The 20018-nt window shown below is 72.1% G+C and carries 16 protein-coding genes, 1 tRNA gene and 1 pseudogene; 14 read left to right on the forward strand and 4 right to left on the reverse strand.

The features are described from left to right. Nucleotides 1-29: 29 nt before the first annotated feature. Complete coding sequence (locus IEZ06_RS36680) at nt 30-740, forward strand: serine integrase family protein (protein ID WP_229798744.1); 711 nt, start codon at nt 30-32, stop codon at nt 738-740. Between the two features lie 76 nt (nt 741-816). Here the strand turns inward: IEZ06_RS36680 and IEZ06_RS37315 are convergent. Next, a pseudogene (locus IEZ06_RS37315) lies at nt 817-897 on the reverse strand (class I SAM-dependent methyltransferase); the annotation flags it as partial. 98 nt (nt 898-995) lie between these two features. Next, a tRNA-Leu gene (locus tag IEZ06_RS27005) sits at nt 996-1080 on the reverse strand. Between the two features lie 164 nt (nt 1081-1244). Here IEZ06_RS27005 and IEZ06_RS27010 point away from each other — a divergent pair. The 3 genes from IEZ06_RS27010 to IEZ06_RS27020 all read left to right on the forward strand — a co-directional run bounded on the left by IEZ06_RS27010 (nt 1245) and on the right by IEZ06_RS27020 (nt 4927). After that, the gene (locus tag IEZ06_RS27010) at nt 1245-2552 is read left to right on the forward strand and encodes a M20/M25/M40 family metallo-hydrolase (RefSeq protein ID WP_189239487.1); all 1308 of its coding nucleotides are present in this window, start codon (nt 1245-1247) and stop codon (nt 2550-2552) included. 108 nt (nt 2553-2660) lie between these two features. Next, nucleotides 2661-3290, forward strand: a complete 630-nt coding sequence (locus IEZ06_RS27015) for a hypothetical protein (protein WP_229798739.1) — start codon at nt 2661-2663, stop codon at nt 3288-3290. A 233-nt stretch (nt 3291-3523) separates the two neighbouring features. Next, entirely contained in the window at nt 3524-4927 is a 1404-nt protein-coding gene (locus tag IEZ06_RS27020; RefSeq protein ID WP_189239488.1) for a chaplin family protein, read from the forward strand. 450 nt (nt 4928-5377) lie between these two features. Here IEZ06_RS27020 and IEZ06_RS27025 read toward each other — a convergent pair whose 3' ends face one another. Next, nucleotides 5378-5563 carry a DUF5703 family protein gene (locus IEZ06_RS27025; RefSeq protein ID WP_068900476.1) on the reverse strand — a complete coding sequence of 62 codons (186 nt, stop codon included), beginning with the start codon at nt 5561-5563 and terminating at the stop codon, nt 5378-5380. A 159-nt stretch (nt 5564-5722) separates the two neighbouring features. Between IEZ06_RS27025 and topA the strand changes: the two genes are divergently transcribed. The 10 genes from topA to IEZ06_RS27075 all read left to right on the forward strand — a co-directional run bounded on the left by topA (nt 5723) and on the right by IEZ06_RS27075 (nt 19357). Then, the gene (topA, locus tag IEZ06_RS27030) at nt 5723-8383 is read left to right on the forward strand and encodes a type I DNA topoisomerase (RefSeq protein WP_189239489.1); all 2661 of its coding nucleotides are present in this window, start codon (nt 5723-5725) and stop codon (nt 8381-8383) included. A gap of 353 nt (nt 8384-8736) precedes the next feature. Then, nucleotides 8737-10068 carry a metallophosphoesterase gene (locus IEZ06_RS37320; protein ID WP_189239490.1) on the forward strand — a complete coding sequence of 444 codons (1332 nt, stop codon included), beginning with the start codon at nt 8737-8739 and terminating at the stop codon, nt 10066-10068. A 67-nt stretch (nt 10069-10135) separates the two neighbouring features. Continuing rightward, complete coding sequence (tmk, locus tag IEZ06_RS27040; RefSeq protein WP_189239491.1) at nt 10136-12196, forward strand: dTMP kinase; 2061 nt, start codon at nt 10136-10138, stop codon at nt 12194-12196. Between the two features lie 192 nt (nt 12197-12388). Beyond that, nucleotides 12389-13570: a DNA polymerase III subunit delta' gene (locus IEZ06_RS27045; protein ID WP_189239492.1), complete on the forward strand. Its 1182-nt coding sequence runs from the start codon at nt 12389-12391 to the stop codon at nt 13568-13570. Nucleotides 13571-14025: 455 nt separating this feature from the next. Then, nucleotides 14026-14697 carry a hypothetical protein gene (locus IEZ06_RS27050; protein ID WP_189239493.1) on the forward strand — a complete coding sequence of 224 codons (672 nt, stop codon included), beginning with the start codon at nt 14026-14028 and terminating at the stop codon, nt 14695-14697. Then, a complete protein-coding gene (locus IEZ06_RS27055; RefSeq protein WP_189239494.1) occupies nt 14694-15848 on the forward strand; it encodes a glycosyltransferase family 4 protein in 1155 nt (384 codons plus the stop codon). Before IEZ06_RS27050 ends, IEZ06_RS27055 begins: the two co-directional genes overlap by 4 nt. A 44-nt stretch (nt 15849-15892) precedes the next feature. Beyond that, complete coding sequence (locus tag IEZ06_RS27060; protein WP_189239505.1) at nt 15893-16447, forward strand: SigE family RNA polymerase sigma factor; 555 nt, start codon at nt 15893-15895, stop codon at nt 16445-16447. Between the two features lie 152 nt (nt 16448-16599). Next, on the forward strand, nt 16600-17268 hold the full coding sequence (locus IEZ06_RS27065; RefSeq protein WP_189239495.1) for a permease-like cell division protein FtsX: 669 nt from the start codon (nt 16600-16602) through the stop codon (nt 17266-17268). 305 nt (nt 17269-17573) lie between these two features. Then, on the forward strand, nt 17574-18419 hold the full coding sequence (locus IEZ06_RS27070) for a PSP1 domain-containing protein (protein WP_373293946.1): 846 nt from the start codon (nt 17574-17576) through the stop codon (nt 18417-18419). A gap of 173 nt (nt 18420-18592) precedes the next feature. Next, a complete protein-coding gene (locus IEZ06_RS27075) occupies nt 18593-19357 on the forward strand; it encodes a metallophosphoesterase family protein (RefSeq protein WP_189239496.1) in 765 nt (254 codons plus the stop codon). Between the two features lie 89 nt (nt 19358-19446). Here IEZ06_RS27075 and IEZ06_RS27080 read toward each other — a convergent pair whose 3' ends face one another. Continuing rightward, nucleotides 19447-19950 carry a DUF4407 domain-containing protein gene (locus IEZ06_RS27080; RefSeq protein ID WP_189239497.1) on the reverse strand — a complete coding sequence of 168 codons (504 nt, stop codon included), beginning with the start codon at nt 19948-19950 and terminating at the stop codon, nt 19447-19449. Between the last annotated feature and the right edge of the window lie 68 nt (nt 19951-20018).

Consider the following 20018-nt stretch of genomic DNA (forward strand, 5'->3'; position numbering starts at 1 on the left):
CGTCATCGGAGAAGGAAACGGCGAGAAGGGTGTCGGTGACGATGACGGCGAGTCAGGCAGAAGCGTTGTTCGATACCTGGATCGGGCAGGCGCACCGAGGACCAAGCAGAAAACCCGCCAGGCTCCGCGAGGTGGCGCAAGAGCTGCGGTTCGCGTGCTACGGCCGCACCTCGACTGAACGGTTCCAGGACCGGTGGACCTCGCGGGGCTGGCAGCGGGAACTGGCCGCAGATCTGGTAGCGGGGCATGGGCAGATCGTGGGTGAGTATTTCGACGTCGGGGTGTTCCGGCGCATACCGTGGCGGAACTGCCCGAAGGCGGCGGAGCCACTGGAAGCCATCAGCGGCCCGGATCGCCCGTTCGACGCGATCGTCGTCGGGGAATACGAGCGGGGATTCTTCGCCGACCAGCTCAACGAGCTCCTGCCATGGCTGGAAGACCGCGGGGACAGGTGTGGCTGCCTGAGGCAGCCGGGTCCGGTCGAGTCGGGCAGTCCGATGCACCAAGCCCTGATGACGGTGCTGGGCGCGCACTCTCAGCAGGAGGTGGTGCGGGCCCACCACCGGGTCCTGGCCGCGATGCGGATGCAGGCCGCCGAACAGGGACGCTACATGGGCGGTCGTCCGCCGTACGGGTATCGGCTGGTGGACGCCGGGCCGCATCCGAACCGGGGACACGCCCGATGGGCCGTCGGCTACACCGGCTGGAACCTGACCCGGCGACCCCAGGGGGGACGGTAATGAGTTCGAGCAGTCGTTGCACGGTGCGGGCTGACCAGGCCGAGGCGGCGACCTGGTCGGCGAGCAGCAGGATCCCACCGGGTCGAAGCACGCGGACCATTTCGGCGACCGCCTGCCGGTGGTCGGGGATTGAGCCCAGAGAGAAGGTGCACACGATGGTGTCGAAGACGGCCGGAAAACAAGAAACACTCGGGCAAAATTAGCCCGAGCGCTCAAGAGGTGCCGTATCCGTAGATAGCACCATAAATGATCTTGTGTCCGAGGGGGGACTTGAACCCCCACGCCCCGCAAAGGGCACTAGCACCTCAAGCTAGCGCGTCTGCCATTCCGCCACCCGGACTTGGTGCCTGCACGCGAGACCGTCATCCCTCGTCGGCGGACCTAGGTTAGCAAACCTTTGAGCGCACGTCATATCGGTTACCGGCGAGGTCCCTGGGGATGCCTGCGGGGTTCCGGCGACGGCAGGATGGGAGGCGCAAGCCGTACCGAACCGAAGGAGTCGACATGACCGCGCTCAATGGTGAGGACGAGGTCGTCGGGCTGTGCCGCGACCTGATCCGGATCGACTCGACCAACGCGGGCGACAACACGGGGCCGGGCGAGCGGGCCGCCGCCGAGTACGTCGCGGAGAAGCTGGCCGAGGTCGGCCTGGAGCCGCGGATCCTGGAGTCGGACAGCCGCCGGGCGAACGTGGTCGCCCGCATCGCGGGGGAGGACTCCTCGCGTGACGCGCTGCTGCTCCACGGGCACCTCGACGTCGTCCCCTTCAACGCCGACGACTGGACCCACCACCCGCTCAGCGGGGAGATCGCCGACGGGTGCGTCTGGGGGCGCGGCGCGGTCGACATGAAGGACATGGACGCGATGATCCTCGCGGTCGTCCGGCAGCGGCTCAGCGAGGGCCGCCGCCCGCCGCGGGACGTGGTGCTGGCCTTCACCGCCGACGAGGAGGCCGGCGGTTCGTACGGCGCGCAGTGGCTGACCGACAACCACGCCGACCTCTTCGAGGGCTGCACCGAGGCGATCGGCGAGGTCGGCGGGTTCAGCGTCTCCCTGGACGAGGCGCGCAGGCTCTATCTCATCGAGACGGCCGAGAAGGGCATCGCCTGGATGCGCCTGACGGCCCGCGGCCGGGCCGGGCACGGCTCCATGCTCAACAACGAGAACGCCGTCACCGAGCTGGCCGAGGCGGTCGGCAGGATCGGCCGCTACGAGTGGCCGGTACGGCTGACGCAGACCGTGAAGACCTTCCTGGCCGAGGTCTCCGAGGCCCTGGAACTGGAGCTCGACGCCGACGACGCCGAGGCGACCGTGGCCAAGCTCGGTCCGCTGGCCCGGATGATCGGCGCCACGCTCCGCAACACCGCCAACCCCACCATGCTGGCGGGGGGCTACAAGGCCAACGTCATCCCGCAGACCGCGACCGCGCACGTGGACGGGCGGTTCCTGCCCGGTTACGAGGACGAGTTCTTCGAGACGGTCGACCGGCTGCTCGGGCCCAACGTGACCAGGGAGTTCGTCTACCACGACATCGCGATCGAGACGGGCTTCGACGGGCCCCTGGTGCGCGCGATGGCCGACGCGCTCGTCGCGGAGGACCCGGGGGCGCTGGCGGTGCCGTACACGCTGTCGGGGGGCACCGACCTGAAGGCCTTCAGCCGGCTGGGCATGCGGGGGTTCGGGTTCGCGCCGCTGCGGCTCCCCGCGGACCTGGACTTCTCCGGGATGTTCCACGGGGTGGACGAGAGGGTTCCGACGGATTCGCTCCGGTTCGGGGTGCGCGTTCTTGACCGCTTCCTGGACGGCTGCTGAGACGTTCCCGGAAAAACCATTGCACTGACTCGACGTAGTGCTAGCGTAACTCTCCGTCGAAGGGAAGGCCGCTTTCACGCGGCCCCCGCCAGGAGCTGGGGAGGTCGCGTGGCACGCACGCCGGAAGGGCAGCGGGGGATCCTCCCGTCCGCCGTCCCGTGCGTGCCCGTGCCCCTCTCCGCCGGCGCGCCCGTCGTCCGGGAGATCCGGACCACGCGGTTCACGACGGGCGCCCGGCGGGTCGTCAGGCGGGTCCTCGCGGTCGGCGGCCTGTTCGCCGCCGGGTGGCTCCTCGCCGTCGTCTTCGGGCTTCTCTGCGCCGCTCCGGCGGCCGCGGGCACCACCGCGGAGGCAGAGGCGGCGCCTGCGGCGGTGGGTTCCGGCCCTCTCGACACAGCCGCTTCCGGACCGGTCTCCGAGGTCGGTGACTTCCCCACGGAAAGCGGCGACCTGCCGGCGGAAGGAAACGCCGAAGCGATGGCCGGGCGAGGCGTCGACGGGCTCACCAGCCAGTCGACTCCGGGATTCCCGGCGCCCTCCACCGCCGACCACAACGCCGGGGCGAACGGGTTCGTGCCCCAGACGAGCGGTGGATCCGGCTCCTTCGGGCCGGGTGTGGGAGACATCGCGCGGTTCGACTACGACCCGCGCCTCAGGGCACAGCGCGCCCCGCTCGCGGGGGTGCTCCCGCCCGTCGTCCGCACAGCGGCGGACGACCCATCCTTCTCTCCCGACTGACCCCGTCCCATGGCCGGTCGCGTTTCTCCAGACGAAAGCGCCGGTCGAGCGGAACGTGCCTTGGTCCTCCTGGCGGAGGAGCCGTTCCGCGCCACGGGTGATGAGCGATTCCAGGTCTCGTGACGGCTGCCGGGCGTCCGCTGTGCGGTCTCCCGCCGGGATCCCGCCTGCCCGCGCACCTCGCGCACGAGATGTCAGGTACCCCCATGAATGAACCACAAGGAGCTTCAAGCATGCGTACGTGGGTTAAGAGCACGACCCCCGCGGCCCTTCTCGCACTGGGCGTCATGTCCCTCGGCACCGGTACGGCCTTCGCCGAGGACACCTCGGGCGACGGTTCGATCGGCGGCGGCAACCAGGTCAACCTGCCGATCACCCTGCCGATCGACATCAGCGGCAACTCCGTCGCCGCCATCGGCGAGTCGGAGGCCGGTTCCGTCGGCGGCGCCTCCGTCGAGCAGTCGGGCAAGGGCTCCGGCGCCGGCGGCAACCGGACCAGCGGCGACCACAGCATCCTCGGCGGCAACCAGATCGTCGCGCCGATCACCGCTCCCATCAACGCCTGCGGCAACGCCGTCGCCGTCGTCGGCCGCTCCGCCGCCGGCTGCAAGGGCGGCGCCTCGGTCAAGAACTCCGGCAAGGGCTCCGGCGCGGGCGGCAACCGTACCAGTGGCCGTGGCAGCATCCTGGGCGGCAACCAGGTGGTCGCGCCGATCACCGCGCCGGTCAACGTCTGCGGCAACGCCGTCGCCGTCGTCGGCCAGGCGTTCGCGGGCTGCAAGGGCGGTGCCTCGGTCACCGGCGGCAAGTCCGGTCACGGGTACCACAACGGGCACGGCAAGGGCTCCGGCGCGGGTGACAACCGGACCAGTGGCCGTGGCAGCATCCTGGGCGGCAACCAGGTGGTCGCGCCGATCACCGCGCCGGTCAACGTCTGCGGCAACTCCGTCGGGGCGCTCTTCGGCCAGGCGTTCGCGGGCTGCAAGGGCGGCGCCTCGGTCAAGAACTCCGGCAAGGGCTCCGGCGCCGGCGGCAACCGGACCAGCGGTGACCGCAGCATCCTGGGCGGCAACCAGGTGGTCGCGCCGATCACCGTGCCGGTCAACGTCTGCGGCAACGCGGTGGCCGTCCTGGCCGACGCCGCCGCGGGCTGCCTCGGCGGCGCGCACGTCGGCAAGTCCGGCCACGGGTACGACGGCCACGGCTACGACGGCCACGGCCACGACAAGTGGGGCAAGCGCCCCGGCAAGCACACCTCCGGCCTCCTCCCGGCGCTGCCAGTCGTCCCGGCGCTGAGCGGCGCCCAGGACGGCGGTGCCGCTCAGGCGATGCGGGGTGCCTCCTCGTCCGCGCTGCCCGCGGTCGACGGGGTGCCCGGCCTGGCCGAGCTGCCGAACCTGTCCGGCTCCGAGGCCGGGGGCCGCAGCGCCCGGCACGCGTCCTCCCCGGCGGCCGGCCTGACCGACGCCGTTCCGGCCCTCGGCGGGATCGGCCTGATGAGCGCCGCCCAGCCCGCGGGCGTGACCGGGATGACCTCCGGTTCGCTGCTGGCCCTGGTGGTCGGGGCGATGGCGGCGGCCTCGGCCACGCTCTTCGCGACCACCCGCCGGGTCCGCTTCGGCAAGCACAAGGCCTAGTTCCGGAGGGCTCAAGGCCTGGTTCCGGCGGGCTCTAAGCCCGGTGCCGGAGGGCTCAAGGCCTGGTTCCGGCAGGCTCAGGAGAGCACCAGCGAGACGGGGGCCGGGGAGGCGGAGAACCGCCGAACCGGCCCCGCCGAGACCGGCCCCCGCCGGGCGGGGCGAGCGGCAGCCGGCCGCTCGCCGTACCGCCCGGCGCGGGGCGCCCCCGGATCCGCCGGGGGAGCACAGACGCTTTGCCCGTTCCGGGGGCGTGGCCCGGGACGGGCAAAGCCATGTCCGGGGACGGGCGGTCGGCACCCGGTTCCGTCCGGCGGCGGCCCGCTCACGCTCACCGGAGGAAGCGGCGGCCCGCTCACGCTCCGGCGGAAGGGGCCGCCCGCCCGCGGACGGTGGCCGCCCGCCCGTGGGCGGCGGCCGATGTCCGATTCCGGACGGACCCGGCAGGGGTCACATCGTCCGGGTCGCACGTATGATCTTCCGGCGCAGTCGGACGTCCCGGCGGCCGTCGGGATACAGTCGCAGACGGTCGAGCTCCCAGCCGCCGTATTCTGCGTGTTCGGTGAGGATCTGCCGGGCGGCGTTCCTGGAGGTGCCGCGCGGGAGATGAAGAACCAAGTAGGAGTAGTCGAGCACAGCGGTTAGTCTCCGAGAGGTGGGCTGGGGGACGTCGGCACTCATCGGGCTTTATTCTGCGTCCTTGCGGCTTTCCTCGGGAGTGCCCCCGACCAGGATCGGGTAGCCCGAGAGGGAAGTGAACGGGGAACGAATGCGAACAGCGAGGTAGGAAGCAGCGTGCCAGCCAAGAACGGCAACGCCGGCGGAACCCGCCTGGTGATCGTCGAGTCGCCTTCCAAGGCGAAGACCATCGCCGGGTACCTCGGCCGCGGCTATGTCGTGGAGTCCAGCATCGGCCATATCCGCGACCTCCCGCAGGGCGCCGACGACATCCCCGAGAAGGACAAGGGCAAGCCCTGGGCCCGTCTGGGCGTCAACGTCGACCATGAGTTCGAGCCGCTCTACGTCGTCAACGCCGACAAGAAGGCCCAGGTCAACAAGCTCAAGCAGCTGCTGAAGGACGCCGACGAGCTCTATCTCGCCACCGACGAGGACCGGGAGGGCGAGGCGATCGCCTGGCACCTCCGCGAGGTGCTCAAGCCCAAGGTCCCGGTCCACCGGATGGTGTTCCACGAGATCACCCCGCGGGCGATCCAGGAGGCGGTGGCCAACCCGCGCGAGCTGAACCTGCGGCTGGTCGACGCCCAGGAGACCCGGCGCATCCTCGACCGCCTCTACGGCTACGAGGTCAGTCCCGTCCTGTGGAAGAAGGTCAAGCCCCGCCTGTCCGCCGGCCGCGTGCAGTCGGTGGCGACCCGGCTGGTCGTGGAGCGCGAGCGCGAGCGGCTGGCGTTCACCAGCGCGAGCTACTGGGACCTGCAGGCGCTGTTCGACACCGGCCGCGACGAGGTCCCGCGCGAGTTCACCGCCACGCTGACCGGGGTGGACGGCAGGCGCGTCGCCCAGGGCCGCGACTTCGCGAGCACCGGCACGCTGAAGAACCCCGGGGTGCTCCACCTGGACGAGGAGGCCGCCCGGGCCCTCGCCGGACGGCTCGCGGGCACCTCCTACACGGTCGGCTCCGTCGAGCGCCGGCCGTACACCCGCAAGCCGTACGCCCCGTTCCGGACGACCACGCTGCAGCAGGAGGCCAGCCGGAAGCTGGGCTTCTCCGCGAAGCTGACCATGCAGATCGCCCAGCGGCTCTACGAAAACGGCTTCATCACCTACATGCGGACCGACAGCATCACGCTGTCGGAGACCGCCGTCGCCGCCGCCCGCAGCCAGGCCGTCAAGCTGTACGGCGCGGCGTACGTCCCGGACCGGCCGCGCGTCTACGCCAGCAAGGTGAAGAACGCGCAGGAGGCGCACGAGGCGATCCGCCCCTCGGGCGAGGAGTTCCGCACGCCGGGCGAGACCGGCCTGACCGGTGACATGTTCCGGCTGTACGAACTGATCTGGCAGCGGACCGTGGCCTCCCAGATGAAGGACGCGGTCGGCGAGTCCGTCACGGTCAAGGTGGGCGGCGCGTCCAGCTCCGGAGAGCGGGTCGAGTTCAGCGCCTCGGGCCGGACGATCACCTTCCACGGCTTCCTCAAGGCCTACGTCGAGGGCGCGGACGACCCGTCCACCGACCGCGACGACTCCGAGAAGCGCCTGCCGAACCTGACCGAGGGCGACCGGCTCACCGCGCGCGAGCTCGCCACGCTGGGGCACGCCACCAAGCCGCCCGCGCGCTACACCGAGGCCTCGCTCATCAAGGAGCTGGAGGACCGCGAGATCGGCCGCCCGTCGACCTACGCGTCGATCATCGGGACGATCCTCGACCGGGGCTACGTCTTCAAGAAGGGCACCGCCCTGGTGCCGTCCTTCCTGGCGTTCGCCGTGGTCAACCTGCTGGAGCAGCACTTCGCCCACCTCGTCGACTACGACTTCACCGCCGAGATGGAGAAGGTCCTCGACGACATCGCCAACGACCGGGCGGAGCGGGTGCCCGAGCTGCGCCGGTTCTACTACGGCGCCGAGGGCACCGAGGGCGACGAGGGCCTGAAGGAGCTGGTCAGCGACCTCGGCGAGATCGACGCCAAGGAGATCAGCTCGTTCCCGATCCGGGGCACCGACATCGTGATCCGGGTGGGCCGCTACGGCCCCTACCTCGACCGCGACGGCGCCCGGGTGAACATCCCGGAGGACATGGCGCCCGACGAGCTCACCGCCGAGGTGGCCGAGGAGCTGTTCTCCCGTCCGACCGGCGACCGCGAGCTGGGCCGGGACCCGGTGACCGGCAACATGATCGTGGCCAAGGACGGCCGCTACGGGCCGTACGTCACGGAGATCCTGCCCGAGGAGCCGCCGCCGGCCGAGGGGGCGAAGAAGCGGAAGAAGGCCGACGCACCCAAGCCGCGGACCGGTTCGCTGCTGAAGTCGATGTCGCTGGAGACCGTCACGCTCGAGGACGCCATGCGGCTGCTCTCGCTGCCCAGGGTCCTCGGGGAGATCGACGGGCAGGAGGTCACGGCGCAGAACGGCAGGTTCGGTCCCTACCTGAAGAAGGGCACCGACTCGCGGTCGCTGGCCTCCGAGGAGGAGATGTTCACGGTCACGCTGGACCAGGCCAAGGAGATCTTCGCCCAGCCCAAGACCCGCGGCCGCCGTGCCGCCGCGGCGCCGCCGCTGCGCGAGCTGGGTGAGGACCCGGTCTCCAAGAAGCCGATCGTGGTCAAGGAGGGCCGTTTCGGCCCGTACGTGACCGACGGCGAGACCAACGCCTCGCTGCGCAAGGACGACGACGTCGAGCAGATCACCACCGAGCGCGCCGCCGAGCTCCTGGCCGAACGCCGCGCCCGCGGCCCGGCGCCCAAGCGCCCCACCCGCGCCAAGGCCAAGGCCAAGACCTGAGCCCGAGCGCCCCACCCGCGCCGAGGCCAAGGCCAAGACCTGGGCCCGAGCGCCCCACCCGCGCCGAGGCCCTGCGGCGGCTCCCGGCGGACCTGCCCGGAGGACCTGCCCGGCGCCGGTCCTCGCCTCGGTCCGGGCCCGGGTGGGAGCCGCCTCCCGAGACGGGACGCGTTCCGGGGGCGGGCGTGGCCCGCGGTGACCTGATCTGACAGGCCCGCGGATCTGAGGGAGACCTCCGGTCCGCGGGCCTGAGAATCCTCTCAGACCTGCGGGAACGCATCCGCCGCTCCGGGCGTTCTGGCCAGAGCGCGCCGAGTACGGCGGGCGGGCGCGAGAGGCGAGTGGTGGCGGTCATGGGTTTCGTGGTGCTGGTCTTCGGAGTGGTGGCGCTGGTCCACTACTACCTCTGGCGCCGTCTGGTGAGGGCGACCACGCTTCCCGGCCGGACCCGCCGGGTGCTCACCTGGATCCTGCTGGGCCTGGGCGCGCTCGTCCCCGTGACGCTCGTCGGCTCCCGCACCGGGTGGGGCCACTTCCTGGCCTGGCCGGGGTTCTTCTGGATCGCGGTGATGTTCTACCTCCTGGTGTTCCTGGCGGCCCTGGAGATCCCCCGGGCGCTGGCCCTGTTCGCGCTGGAGCGCCGGAGCCGCCGCAGGTCCGAGGCGGCGCTCGCCCGGCGCCTGGCGGACCGGCGCCGCGCCCGCGCGGCCGAGCCGGTTCTGACCGGAGAGCCGGTCCCCGTCCGGACGGGAACGCACCCGGGAACGGCTTCCGCCGCGGAGTCCCCGGATCCGGAGCCCTCCGCACGCGGCGGGGAGCCGGAGGCGATCGGCCGCAGGCTCTTCATCGCGCGCACGGCCGCCGCCGTCGCGGGCGTGGGCGCGCTGGCCACGGTCGGGTACGGCGTGCGGACGGCGCTCGGCGACCCGGTGATCGAGTCCGTCAAGGTGACGCTGCCCCGGCTGGACCCCCGCCTGTCCGGGCTGCGGTTCGCGGTGGTCAGCGACATCCACCTCGGCCCGCTCACCGGGACGGGACACTCCGAGCGCATCGTCCGGATGATCAACTCGCTCCAGGCCGACGTGGTCGCGGTCGTCGGCGACCTGGTCGACGGCACGGTGGCCGAGCTGGGCCGGCTCGCCCGCCCGCTGGCGAACCTGGAGTCCCGCTACGGCTCCTACTTCGTCACCGGCAACCACGAGTACTACACCGCGAACGGTCCGGACGAGTGGGTCGAGGAGCTCGGCGGCCTGGGCATCCGCACGCTGCGCAACGAGCGCGTCGAGATCGCCCACGGGGGAGCGGTCCTCGACCTCGCCGGGGTGGACGACGTCACCGGCACCGGCACCGGCACCGGCGGAACGGGGACCGTCCCCGAGGGGCCGGACTTCGAGCGGGCGCTCGGCGGGCGGGACCGCTCGCGGTCCGTCGTCCTCCTCGCCCACCAGCCGGTGCAGGCCGTACAGGCGGCGGAGCACGGCGTGGACCTCCAGCTGTCCGGGCACACGCACGGCGGCCAGATGGCCCCCTTCAACCTGGTCGTGCCGGTGCAGCAGCCGGTGGTCGCGGGGCTCGGCGAGGTCGGTGGCACGCAGGTCTACGTCACCCGCGGCGCGGGGTTCTGGGGCCCGCCCGTCAGGGTCGGCGCGCCCCCGGAGATCACCCTGCTCGAACTGCGGGCCTGACGCGGGCCGGTATATCAGTCCGGCTCATGTTTCCCCTGCCCGGCGGGCACCCGGATACCCTGGCGTCATGACCTCCCCTGGCCGGAGCACCGCGCGCCGAAAGCCCCCCCACGTGCTGGCCAACGCCCCGTTCCGCAGGCTGTGGACCGCCATGTCGGTGTGCAGCCTCGGCGACTGGCTGAACCTGCTGGCGCTCACCGCGCTGGCGGGCAACCTCACCGCCGGGGACTACCGGACGCAGAGCCTGGCCATCGGCGGCGTCTTCGTCGTGAAGATGCTCCCGGCCATCGTGCTGGGGCCGCTCGCGGGGGCGTTCGCCGACCGGTTCGACCGGCGGCTGACGATGTTCGCCGCGGACCTGGCGCGGTTCGCCCTGGTCCTCTCGATCCCCCTGACGGACGCCGGCTACCAGTGGCTGCTCGTCGCCACCTTCCTGGTCGAGTGCGTCAACCTCTTCTGGGTGCCGGCCAAGGACGCCACGGTGCCCAACCTGGTGCCCAAGGAGCGGCTGGAGGAGGCCAACCAGCTCAACCTGCTGGTCACGTACGGCACCGCGCCGGTCGCCGCGCTGCTCTTCGCGGTGCTGTCGGTCGCGGGCGACGCGCTGGGCGCCCTCGTGCCGTACCTCGACGGGCGCGACACCCACCTGGCGCTGCTGGTGAACGCCCTGGCCTACCTCGCCTCGGCGTTCCTCATCTTCACGCTCCGGGACATCCCCAGGAGGAACGTCACCGCGGTCACCACGCCGTCGGTGCTCCGGCAGATCGTCGAGGGCTGGCGGTTCGCCGGCGGCGACCGGCTGGTCCGCGGGCTGGTCATCGGCATGATCGGCGCGTTCGCCGCCGGCGGCGCGGTGGTCGGCGTGGCCAAGATCTACGTGGGGGCGCTGGGCGGCGGGGACGCGGCCTACGGCGTGGTGTTCGGAGCGGTCTTCGCCGGCATGGCGTCGGGCATGTTCTTCGGCCCCCGGCTGCTGCGCGGGCTCTCCCGGCGCCGGCTGTTCGGGCTCTCGATCGTCGCGGCCGGGCTGGTCCTGGCCGCGATCGCGCTCGTCCACAACCTGGTCCTCGTGGTCCTGCTGGCCGTGCTGCTCGGCGCGTGCGCAGGGATCGCCTGGATCATCGGCTACACGATGATCGGGCTGGAGGTGGAGGACCACCTGCGGGGCCGTACGTTCTCCTTCCTGCAGTCGCTCGCCCGGGTCACCCTGCTCCTGGTCGTCACGGTCGCGCCGGCGCTGGCCGGTCTGTACGGCGAGCACGAGATCTCGGTCGGCGGCGAACCGGTCTACCGGCTCGACGGCTCCAACCTGGTGCTGCTGGTGGGCGCGCTGATCGCGGCCGGGGTGGGCCTGCTCGCCCTGCGGCAGATGGACGACCGCCGGGGCGTCCCGATCGTCGCGGACCTGGTCGCGGCGGTGCGCGGGAGGAGGCTCGCGCCGGAGGACGCCGAGGAGCCGCGGGGCATGTTCATCGCGTTCGAGGGCGGCGAGGGCTCGGGGAAGACCACGCAGTCGCGGCTGCTGGCGATCTGGCTGCGCGACCAGGGCTTCGACGTGGTGCAGACGCGGGAGCCGGGGTCGACCAAGGTCGGCATGCGGTTGCGGGCGATCCTGCTGGACGCCGTGCACCAGGGGCTGTCGGCCCGTTCGGAGGCGCTGCTGTACGCGGCCGACCGGGCGGAGCACGTGGAGAAGGTCATCCGGCCGGCGCTGCACCGGGGCGCGATGGTGGTCTCCGACCGCTACGTGGACTCCTCGCTGGCCTACCAGGGGGCGGGCCGGGCGCTGGACCCGGAGGACGTGGCCCGGGTCAACGAGTGGGCCACCGGCGGTCTCGTGCCCGACCTGACCGTGCTCATCGACACCCCGCCCTCGGTCGGCCTGACCCGGCTGGGCGGGGCCGCCGACCGGATCGAGTCCGAGCCGCTGGAGTTCCACGAGCGGGTCCGCCGGGAGTTCCGCGCCCTGGCCGCCGCCGACGCGGGCCGCTACCTGGTCGTCGACGGGACGCTGGCGCAGGACGAGATCTCCCGGCTCATCCAGGACCGGGTGCGCGAGGTGCTGCCCGACCCGGTGCCCAGGGAGGCCGAGGACATCACCGGGACCATGCCGGCCATCCGCGACTGACCCCGTTCGCCCGGGCCCGTACGGCCCTGCCTTCAGCTCCGGCCCGCACGACCGCGCGCCCGCTCCGGCCCGCACGGCCCGGCTCGTACGGCCCGGCTGCTCGCCCGGGTCCGCACGGTCTGATCCCCGGTGGATCCCTGCGCCGCCGGTTTCCCGGTGGATGCCCGTGCCGCCGGCGGTAGGTTTGACGGCGTGGGAGTCTTCGATGACCTTGTGGGCCAGGAGCGGGCGGCCGGGACGCTCCGCCGGGCCGCCGCGGCCGGCGCCGAGCTCCTGGCGGGGGGCCGCGGATCGGGGATGACCCACGCGTGGCTGTTCACCGGGCCGCCCGGGTCCGGCCGGGAGGAGGCCGCGCGGGCCTTCGCGGCCGCGCTGTTCTGCCCGGACCAGGGCTGCGGTCACTGCGACGTGTGCCACCAGGTGGCGATCGGCTCCCACCCCGACCTGGAGGTGGTCCGCCCGCAGGGACTCTCGTACGGCGTCAAGGACACCCGGCGCCTCATCCTCCGCGCGGCCGGCGCCCCCACGCTGGGCGGTTGGCGCGTCGTGCTGTTCGAGGACGCCGACCGGGCCACCGAGGGCGCCTCCAACGCCCTGCTCAAGGCGATCGAGGAGCCGCCGCCGAGGACGGTCTGGCTGCTCTGCGCGCCCTCCCCGGACGACATGATGATCACCATCAGGTCCCGGTGCCGGGTGGTCACGCTCGTCACCCCGCCCACCGCCGCCGTCGCCCACGTGCTGGCCACCCGCGAGAACGTGCCGCAGGAGACGGCGGCCTTCGCCGCGAGGGCCGCGCAGGGCCACCTCGACCGGGCGCGCAGACTGGCCCTGGACGCCGAGGCCCGCAGGCGGCGCGAGGACGTGCTGTCCATCCCCGCGTCGCTGACCGGGGTGGGCGAGTGCGTGGCGGCGGCCGAGCGGCTGGTGAAGACCGCCGACGAGGAGGCCGCCGCGGTCACCTCGGTCCTGAACGAGTCGGAGACCGCCGAGCTGCGCAAGGTCTACGGCGAGGGCTCCACCGGCAAGGGGCTCAACAAGGGGCTCGTCCGGGGCGGCGCCGGGGCGTTGAAGGACCTGGAGGACCGGCAGAAGTCACGGGCCACCCGGACCAAGCGCGACGTCATCGACGCGGCCCTGCTCGACCTGGTGGCGCTCTACCGCGACGTGCTGGCGGTGCAGTTCGGCGCGCCCGTGGAACTGGCGAACGACGACCGCCGGGCCGAGCTCGACGCGCTGGCCCGCTCCTCCTCCCCGGAGGACACCCTGCGCAGGATCGACGCGGTCATGCTGTGCCGGCGGCGGCTGGCCGCCAACGTCAACCCGCAGATGGCCGTCGAGGCGATGACGCTCTCCCTGCGGAGCCCGCGCCTCTGAGCGTCCCGGGGATGGGCGGAGCGCGGAGCTCCGGAACGGGGGCCGGGCCCGCGTCATTCCGTGAGCCCGGGATCCGGGGCGGGTTCCGGCCGGTGGTGACCGTGCCGGAGGAGGGGCCGCCGGAGGAGGGGCCGCCGGTGGGCGTCGGCCGGTGAGCGCGGCGTACGCCGATTACCGAGTCAGGAAAGGGACCGTCCGTTACCGGACGGTCCCTTTTCGTGTTTTTCTGGTAAATGGAACCAATTCGGGTTAACCGCCCTCAAAGATCAGGAAGAGATCGTTAGAATCCCAGCAAAACTAAACTGATTCGTTATAAATCATCCAAAGCGTGTCCTGCTCTACGGGGATGAGCGGAGAGGGCCAGGGGGCTGTTGGTCGGCATGGGAGCGCGTCGAGAGGTGGTTCCGCCCGGGGTCGGGCGGGCGGTCACGAGCCGGGTGGACGATGACGACAGGTTGAGGATCGAATGGCCGGAACCGGACGACGGGGAGATCGTCCTGCGGCACGTGGAGACCGGGGAGGAACGGTCCGGCGCCGATCTGACCGGGCTCGCCGCGGGGATGTGGACGGTGTCGAAGCACGGCGTGCCCGTCGCCACCGACGACCCGGGGTTCTCGCTCGACGGGATGGTCGCCTACGCCGCGAGGCCGCGTGACAGGGAGATCCGGGCGTTCCGGACCCCCGTGGGGACCCTGGCGCTGATGGTGCGCGAGGTCCGGCCGTACGTCGAGGTGATCCGGGTCGATCCGGGGGACGGGACGATCGAGGTCGAGGGGGTCCTCGCCTACGGCGAGCCGCCCGCCGGCCCGGTCCGGCTCGTGGCCGCCGCCAGGAAGGGGCCGGAGACGGACGGCGGCGCCGCGTTCTCCGGGCGGCGCTTCACCGGGATCCTCCGGATCCGGCCGATGGCCGCGGGACAGACCCGGCGGCGGGTCTTCTGGGACCTGTTCGCCCAGGCCGGAGAGGTACGGCTGCCGCTGGCCGCCCGGCTCGACGACGTCCCGGGCAAGAAGGAGAAGGTGCGCTTCCCCGCACAGCGCGTGGACCGGGTGCGGGTCCGGCCGTACTTCACCGACACCGACGCGCTGGCCGTCGCCTGCACGGTCGAGGAGGGGGAGGGCGAGTGAAGGTCTCCTTCCTGATCCTCAACGCCTACGGCATGGGCGGCACGATCCGCGCCACCTTCGATCTCGCCACCGAGCTGTCCGCCCGGCACGACGTCGAGGTGATCAGCGTCTTCCGGCACGCCGACGAGCCGTTCCTCCCGCTCGGTCCGGGGGTCCGGCTCCGCGCGCTGGTGGACCTGCGGGAGGGGGCCAGGGTCCGCTGGCCGTACGCGAGGAGGGCGGAGCGGCTGAGCGGGGAGCCCAGCGCGCTGGTCCACCCGGAGGAGCGCGCCTACGCCTCCTTCAGCGCCTGGAGCGACGAGGTGCTCCGGCGGGAGCTGCGCCGGCTCCGCACCGACGTGCTGGTGACCACGCGGGCCGGGCTCAACATCATGGCCGCCCGCTTCGCGCGCCGCCGGGTCGTCACGATCGCCCAGGAGCACCTGCACTTCGAGGCCCACAAGCCCGGTCTGTTCGAGGAGATCCGGCGGTGGTACCCGGAGCTGGACGCGGTCGTCACCCTCACCGAGGCCGACGAGCGGGACTACCGGGCCATGCTCGGCGGCTCGCGGACCGGGGTGTTCACCATCGGCAACGGGCTGGCCGGCGGGCCGCGTCCGCGCTCCCGGCAGGAGAACCGGATCGTGCTGGCCGCCGGGCGGCTGGTGCCGGTCAAGGGCTACGACCGGCTGCTGAAGGCGTTCGCGCGGGTCGTCGAGGTCCGGCCGGACTGGCGGCTGCGGATCTACGGCGAAGGCCGGGTCTCCGACAAACTGGTCAGGCTGGCCGTGAAGCTGCGCCTGCACAACAACGTCGCCTTCATGGGCCCGACCGGCGACATCGAGGGCGAGCTGGCCAAGGCCTCGATCCACGCGGTCAGCTCCCGCTTCGAGGGCTTCGGCATGACCATCATCGAGGCGTTCGCGTGCGGGGTGCCGGTGGTCAGCTTCGACTGCCCCCGAGGGCCGAGGGAGATCATCACCTCCGGCCGCGACGGACTGCTCGTCCCGGCCGACGACGTCGACGCCCTCGCCGACGGGCTGCTGGCGATGATCGAGGACGAGGAGGGCCGCCGCCGGATGGCCGCCAACGCCCTGGAGACGGCCCGCGACTACGACATAGCCATGATCGCGGACCGCTGGGAGGAGGCCTTCGCGGAACTGGCGGGCTGAGCGGAGCAGCAGACGGGCCGGTCCGGCGTCTCTGTGACGTGACCATGTCATTGTCGGGGACGACCCCGGAACCCGAGATAGAGCTGCTCTCCCACGGGGAGCCGCTGGCCAGGGACCGCGTCGACGTCGCAGGGCTGTTCGCCGAGCACCACCTCGGGCTGGTACGGCTGGCGCTGCTCATGGTGGGCGACCAGGCCACGGCCGAGGACGTCGTCCAGGAGGCGTTCACCCGGACCCACGCCGGGTGGCGCCGCCTGCGCGACCCGGACAGGGCGCTGACCTACATCCGCTCGGCCGTGTTGAACGGGGCCCGCTCCGTGCTGCGCCGCCGGGCGGTCGCGTTCCGGCGGGCCGTGCCGTACGAGCCGCCGGTCTGGTCCGCCGAGCACGCCGCGCTGCTCGGCGAGGAGCGCCGGGAGGTGCTCGTCGCCCTGCGCGACCTGCCCGGCAGGCAGCGGGAGGCGCTGGTGCTCCGCTACTACCTCGACCTGTCGGACCTGGAGATCGCCGAGACCATGGGGATCGGCGCGAGCACCGCCCGGTCCACCCTCGCCCGCGGCCTGGCCGCGCTCGCTCGCAAGCTCGGGGAGGAATCATGACCGCCACCGGAGACCGCCCGTCCGAGCGGGGCCCGGCGTCCGCCGCCGGAAACCGTGCCTTCGAGCAGGATCCGGCGACCGTCATCGGAGATCACCCGTTCGAGGAGGGCCCGGCGTCCGCCGCTGGAGACCGCACATCCGAGGAGGGTTCGATGTCCGTCGTGGAAGAGCGACTGCGCGACGCCCTGGCCGGGGCCGCCGCGACCGCTTCCGAGGTCCACCCGCTGCCCGCCGTCCCGGTCCGTCGCCGGTTTCCGCTGCCGCCCGCCCTTCCGGTCCGTCGCCGGATCGGGATCCCGGCGCTGCTCGCCGCGGCCGCGACGGTCGCGGCGGTGGCCGTCGCGGTCCTCACGGCCGCGCGGGTGGCGCTGCCGGATCCGCCCGGCCCCGAGCTGACGAAGGAGCGCATCATCGCCATGGCCATGGCCGGCACCGGGGGTGTTCCCGAAAGGACCGGCATGGCGCAGATCTCGATCTTCCTCTGCAAGGACCCCGATCCCTTCCCGCAGTGCGCGGGAAACGGGGCGACGGAGGCGCACAAGGCGGAGATCCGGCGGACGCTCGACGCGCTCCCGGAGGTGGAGGCCGTCGTCTTCGAGGACAGGCGCACGGCCTACGCGAACTTCAGGGCGCAGAACCGGGAGAACACGGTGCTGACGAGTGCGATCCGGGTGGAGGACCTGCCCGAGTCCTTCCGGGTGTGGGTCGTGGACCCTGCCGATCACCGGATGTCGGAGAAGGTGATGGAGGCGGTGGAAGGGCTCCCCGGGATCTCCAACGTCATCAGCTCGTTCTGCATGCTCCACAAGGAGGAGTGCTGACCCGGGGCGGCCGTCCACATCTGTGGACGGCCGCCCCGGGTCGGCAGGTGCTCCCGGGGTGACGGGGCCGAGGACGGATGGCGGCTTCCGGGCGGTGCGGGAGATGGTCTCCGGGCGGTGCGGGAGGCCGCCTCCGGCCCCTGCGTCGCCGGTGGTGCCCGGCTGCGGGCACTTCTCGCCGAGCGGAAGGCGGTTCGCTCTGGACCGTCCCGGATTGCGTGTTATCCCACCGGGACGGCGACGGCGCGTAGGGTGGGCGGTAGCCGTACTCCGAGCGTGGATCCGGGAGTCGCATGAGCATGATCATGGCCGTGAGCTTCACCCGTTACGGTCGGCTGTACTACCTCGATCCCGGCGGGCACAACCCCAAGGTCGGTGACAAGGTGCTCGTGCCCACCGAGGCCGGGCCGGAGGTGGCCGAGTGCGTGTGGGCGCCGCAGTGGACGAGTGAGGACATCGGCGGCCTGCCGGTCTGCGAGGGCATCGCGACGGAGGAGCACCTCGCCCGCGACGAGGCCAACAAGCGCCGCCGCGCCGAGGCCCGGAGCGTCTCCAAGCGCCTGATCAAGCGGCACGAGCTGCCCATGAAGGTCGTCGGTGTCGACTACCTCGACTCGACCGGCGTCTACACGGTCTACTTCTCCGCCCCGCACCGCGTCGACTTCCGCGCGCTCGTCCGCGACCTGGCCCGCAACCTCCGCGCCCGGGTGGAGCTGCGCCAGATCGGGCCCCGCGACGAGGCCCGGCTCCAGGGCGGCATCGGCCCCTGCGGCCGAGACCTGTGCTGCGCGACCTTCCTCAAGGACTTCGAGCCGGTGTCCGTCCGGATGGCCAAGGACCAGGACCTGCCGGTCAACCCGCTGCGCATCGCGGGGGCCTGCGGGCGGCTGATGTGCTGCCTGAAGTACGAGCACCCGCTCTACGTCGACGCGCACAGGACGATGCCCCGGCTCGGCCTGAAGGTCGAGACGCCGGAGGGTTCGGGGACCGTGGTGGGGCGCAACGTCCCCTCCGACTCGGTCGTCGTCCGGCTGGACGACGGCGGCCGCCGCTGCGCCTGCCCCTCCGCCTCGGTCTGCTCGCCGCGCAAGCAGCACGACACGATGTACGGCGGAGCGGTCGCGGTCGCGGAGGCCGATCCGGAGGGCTGACCGGCGGAGGGTCGGCCGGTCCGGAGGGTCGACCGGTCCGGAGGGTCGACCGGTCCGAAGGGCTGACCGGTCCGAAGGGTCGACCGGTCCGAAGGGCTGACCGGGAGGCGGCTCGCCGTACCGGCGGGAAATCCGGTTGCCCGCGGAAACGGCGGATCGCCATGATTCAGCCCATGAGATTCGCGGTCATCGGAGACATCCACGCCGACTTCACCCTGGCCGACGCGATGATCCGGCGGTACGCGGGTCCCGTGGACGCCGTCTTCAGCGTCGGGGACGCCGAGCCGAACCGCGACGAGGCCGAGAGCCTGGGCGTGGCCGGTCCCGCCAAATACCGCAAGGTCGGGGACTTTCCCCGGTTCGCCGCCGGCCTGCAGATGATGAGCGCCCCGCTGTACTTCATCGGCGGCAACCACGAGCCCTGGCCGGCGCTCGACGAGCACGGCCCAGGCGAGTGGGCGCCCGGCTTCCACTTCCTGGGGCGCTCCGGCGTGACGGAGATCGCCGGGCTCCGGGTCGCGTTCCTGTCCGGGATCTACTCGCGGTACTTCAGCGAGCCCGCGGAACCGCCCGCGATCACCCCGGAGCGGCTGAAGGAGTACGGCTACTTCACCCGGCCGCACGTCGACCACCTCCTCCGCCAGGCACGCGGCCGGCGGATCGACCTGCTGATCACCCACGACTGGCCCGCCGGCCTGGCCTACCGCCACCACGGCAAGGAGGCCGTGGGCTGCGACCGCATCCGCATGCTGACCGACGTGCTCAACCCGCAGGTGCACGTCTGCGGCCACATGCACGTGCCGTACCGGGAGCGGATCGGCGCGACGGACGTGGTCTGCCTGTCCCAGGTCCGGCACGGAACCGCCCCGGCGGACACGGTGGCCGTGCTCGAATTCACGCCGGACGGGGTGCTGAGGGAGGCGACTCCGGCGGGATGATCCCCGCATGACGGTTTCCGTCTCCACCGGGTGACCTCGTGACCCGGCGGAGACGGAAACCGCGGAGGCGATATTCCGGGGGCTGCGCCTCAGGTGATGAACGGCTTCGTCAGCCCGGTGTGTCGGCGGACGCCGTTGCGCCGCTCCCCGCCGCCGTTCTGACGGCTCAGCTCCCCGGCCCGCTTCTTGATCATTTCTTCGACCGTGGCCCGAGCCTCTGCGTCAGCCGCCTTGCTCTCGACGTCTATCAGCTGGCGGCGCCTGCGACGGTCCTCGGAGCCTCGGTACGCCTGGAGCTCGAGCTCACCCAGCTGTACGTCGGCCTTGCACTGCAGAGTCTTCTCGTGGAGCTTCTCCCGGACACGGTTCTCCTGCTCGACCATGCGGTCGTAGGTGGTCGATCCACCCATGAGCTTGACGAGGACGGGAAGGCAGTCAACGATGATCAGGAAGAGTCGGAACAGCCAACTGGCCCCGAACAAGTAGGCGTTCTCCGCGGTGACCTCGTGCAGAGCCCGCATGCGCTCCAGGAGGCCGACGGGGTCCTCCGGACCGGGCATTACATCCAACCGCTTGCCGATCTCGGCTTCCACACGCTGCGGGTGTGTCCAGTTAACGGTGTAACTCGATCTTCATTGGTTATCGGGAAGTCGGGGCCAGA

The organism is Planomonospora antibiotica (genome assembly GCF_014647955.1).
Lineage (GTDB): Bacteria > Actinomycetota > Actinomycetes > Streptosporangiales > Streptosporangiaceae > Planomonospora > Planomonospora parontospora.

Excerpts from the sequence above, each read along its gene's own strand:
- IEZ06_RS27070 (WP_373293946.1), top strand. The coding sequence starts at position 17,574 with ATGGCCGTGAGCTTCACCCGTTACGGTCGGCTGTACTACCTCGATCCC.
- IEZ06_RS27010 (WP_189239487.1), top strand. The coding sequence starts at position 1,245 with ATGACCGCGCTCAATGGTGAGGACGAGGTCGTCGGGCTGTGCCGCGAC.
- IEZ06_RS27075 (WP_189239496.1), top strand. The coding sequence starts at position 18,593 with ATGAGATTCGCGGTCATCGGAGACATCCACGCCGACTTCACCCTGGCC.
- tmk (WP_189239491.1), top strand. The coding sequence starts at position 10,136 with ATGACCTCCCCTGGCCGGAGCACCGCGCGCCGAAAGCCCCCCCACGTG.
- IEZ06_RS27065 (WP_189239495.1), top strand. The coding sequence starts at position 16,600 with ATGTCCGTCGTGGAAGAGCGACTGCGCGACGCCCTGGCCGGGGCCGCC.
- IEZ06_RS27060 (WP_189239505.1), top strand. The coding sequence starts at position 15,893 with ATGTCATTGTCGGGGACGACCCCGGAACCCGAGATAGAGCTGCTCTCC.
- IEZ06_RS37320 (WP_189239490.1), top strand. The coding sequence starts at position 8,737 with ATGGGTTTCGTGGTGCTGGTCTTCGGAGTGGTGGCGCTGGTCCACTAC.
- IEZ06_RS27020 (WP_189239488.1), top strand. The coding sequence starts at position 3,524 with ATGCGTACGTGGGTTAAGAGCACGACCCCCGCGGCCCTTCTCGCACTG.